Raw genomic sequence first — 2,208 nt, forward strand, 5'->3', positions numbered from 1 at the left:
CCTGGAGGACGAGCTGTTCCGGTTCTCCCGGGTCGTCGAGGGCGAGCCCGAGCTGCGCGGCGCTCGCCGAGGCCGGGCGGCTGCGGGCGCGGAACGCGGTCTACCTCGGCGTCGGCACGGGCGTCGGCGGCGGCGCCGTCCTGGACGGCCGGCCCGTGCCCGGGTGCGAGGCGGGCCACCTCGTCGTCGACCGGTCGGCCCGGTCGCAGCGGTGCGACTGCGGCCGGTTCGGCTGCGTCCAGGCCGCCGCGTCCGGCCCGGCGATCCTGCGGCGGGCGGCCCACCTCCGCGGCGCCGCCGTCTCCTTCGCGGACCTCCAGGACGGGCTTCCGGCCGGCGAGCCCTGGGCGGTGGGCGCACTGGAGCCCGCCTGGGACGCGCTCGCCGCCGCCGTCACCTGCCTCGGCGAGCTGCTGCACCCCGACGTGGCCGTGATCGGCGGCGGCGTCGCGGCGGCCCTGCCGGGCTTCACCGCCGCGATCGCCGAACGCGCCGCCGGATACGCGCGCCCGGGCTACACCCCGCCACCGGTACGCCCGGCGGAACTGGGCGCCCTGTCGTCCCTGCACGGGGCACTGCTGCTAGCAGAACAAGAGGGGACAAACCATGACCGGACAAGGTGACAGCATCGTCGCGGCCCCAGCATCCAGCGCGGCTTCCAGGACGGTCGCGCCTCCACAGGCCGCCGCGGGCTCGGGGACCGGTGGGGGCTCGGGGACCGGCGCGGGCTCGGGGACCGGCGCGGGTTCGGGGGGCAGTGTGGATTCGGGGACCGGTGGGGGTTTGCGGGTGGGGGCGGATCTTGGGGGGCTTGGGGGCTTTCGGGTTGTTGAGGTGGCGTTGGGTGAGCGCGGGTATTTCGTGCATATCGGGGCTGGGGTGCGGACGAAGCTGCCGGAGGTGGTTGCGGGGATCGGGGCTCGGCGGGTGGTGGTCGTGTCGGCCCGGCCGGAGGAGTGGACGCCCGATCCCGGGGTGCCGTCCGTGCTGGTCCCCGCGCGGGACGGGGAGCACCACAAGACGCTCGCGTGGGTCGAGGAGCTGTGCCGGCGGTTCGCCGACTTCGGGCTGACCCGGTCGGACGCCGTCGTCTCGTGCGGCGGCGGGACGACCACCGACGCCGTGGGGCTGGCGGCGGCGCTCTACCACCGGGGCGTGGCGGTCGTGCACCTGCCGACGTCGCTGCTGGCGCAGGTGGACGCCAGCGTCGGCGGGAAGACCGCGGTGAACCTGCCGCAGGGCAAGAACCTCGTCGGCGCGTACTGGCAGCCGCGCGCGGTGCTCTGCGACACCGACTACCTGGAGACCCTCCCCCGGCGCGAGCGGATCAACGGGTACGGGGAGATCGCGCGGTGCCACTTCATCGGCGCGGGCGACCTGCGCGGGCGGCCCGTCGAGGAGCAGATCGCCGCGAGCGTGGCGCTGAAGGCGTCGATCGTGGCGGCCGACGAGCGCGACGCGGGCCTCCGGCACCTGCTCAACTACGGGCACACGCTGGGGCACGCGCTCGAACGCGCCACCGGCTACCGGCTCCGGCACGGGGAGGCGGTCGCGGTGGGCACGGTCTTCGCGGGGAGGCTGGCCGGACTGCTCGGCCGGATCGGCCCGGACCGCGTCGCCGAGCACGAGTCGGTCGTCGCGGCGTACGGGCTGCCGACCGCGCTGCCCGCGGACGCCGGCCACGGCGCGCTCATCGAACTCATGCGGCGGGACAAGAAGGCCACCGACGGGCTGACGTTCGTGCTGGACGGCCCGCGCGGCGCCGAGCCCGTGCGGGACGTGCCGGAGTCCGCGGTCGCCGCCGCGCTGGCGGAGATGCCGGTCGAGGGAGGCTAGGGATGGGGCGGATCACCGGCACGACCCGGCTGCTGGCCGTCCTCGGCGATCCGGTCGAGCAGGTCCGGGCGCCGTCGCTGGTCAATCCGCTGCTGGAGCGGCTCGGCCGGGACGCGGTGCTCGTCCCGATGCGCGTGCGGCCGCCCGACCTGGCCGAGGCCGTGCGCGGGCTGCGGCGGATCGGCAACCTGGACGGGCTGCTGGTCACCGTCCCCCACAAGATCGAGATCTGCCGGTACGCCGACGAGCTGGCGCCGGCGGCCGCGGTCGCCGGGAGCGCGAACGCGCTGCGCCGCGAGCCGGACGGGCGCTGGCGCGCGGACAACTTCGACGGCGTCGGCTTCGTCCGCGGGCTGCGCGCCGCCGGGCACG

The 2,208-nt window shown here is 76.4% G+C and carries 3 protein-coding genes; all 3 read left to right on the forward strand.

The features are described 5' to 3' along the window. A partial coding sequence (locus E1300_RS49160; RefSeq protein WP_131764108.1) for an ROK family protein occupies nucleotides 1–623 on the forward strand: 623 nt, incomplete at its 5' end. Nucleotides 624–879: 256 nt separating this feature from the next. After that, nucleotides 880–1,836, forward strand: a complete 957-nt coding sequence (locus tag E1300_RS49165; protein ID WP_242619913.1) for a 3-dehydroquinate synthase — start codon at nucleotides 880–882, stop codon at nucleotides 1,834–1,836. Nucleotides 1,837–1,838: 2 nt separating this feature from the next. Continuing rightward, a partial coding sequence (locus E1300_RS49170; protein ID WP_370786331.1) for a shikimate dehydrogenase family protein occupies nucleotides 1,839–2,208 on the forward strand: 370 nt, incomplete at its 3' end.

Source organism: Actinomadura fibrosa (assembly GCF_900659615.1).
GTDB classification, from domain to species: Bacteria; Actinomycetota; Actinomycetes; order Streptosporangiales; family Streptosporangiaceae; genus Spirillospora; species Spirillospora fibrosa.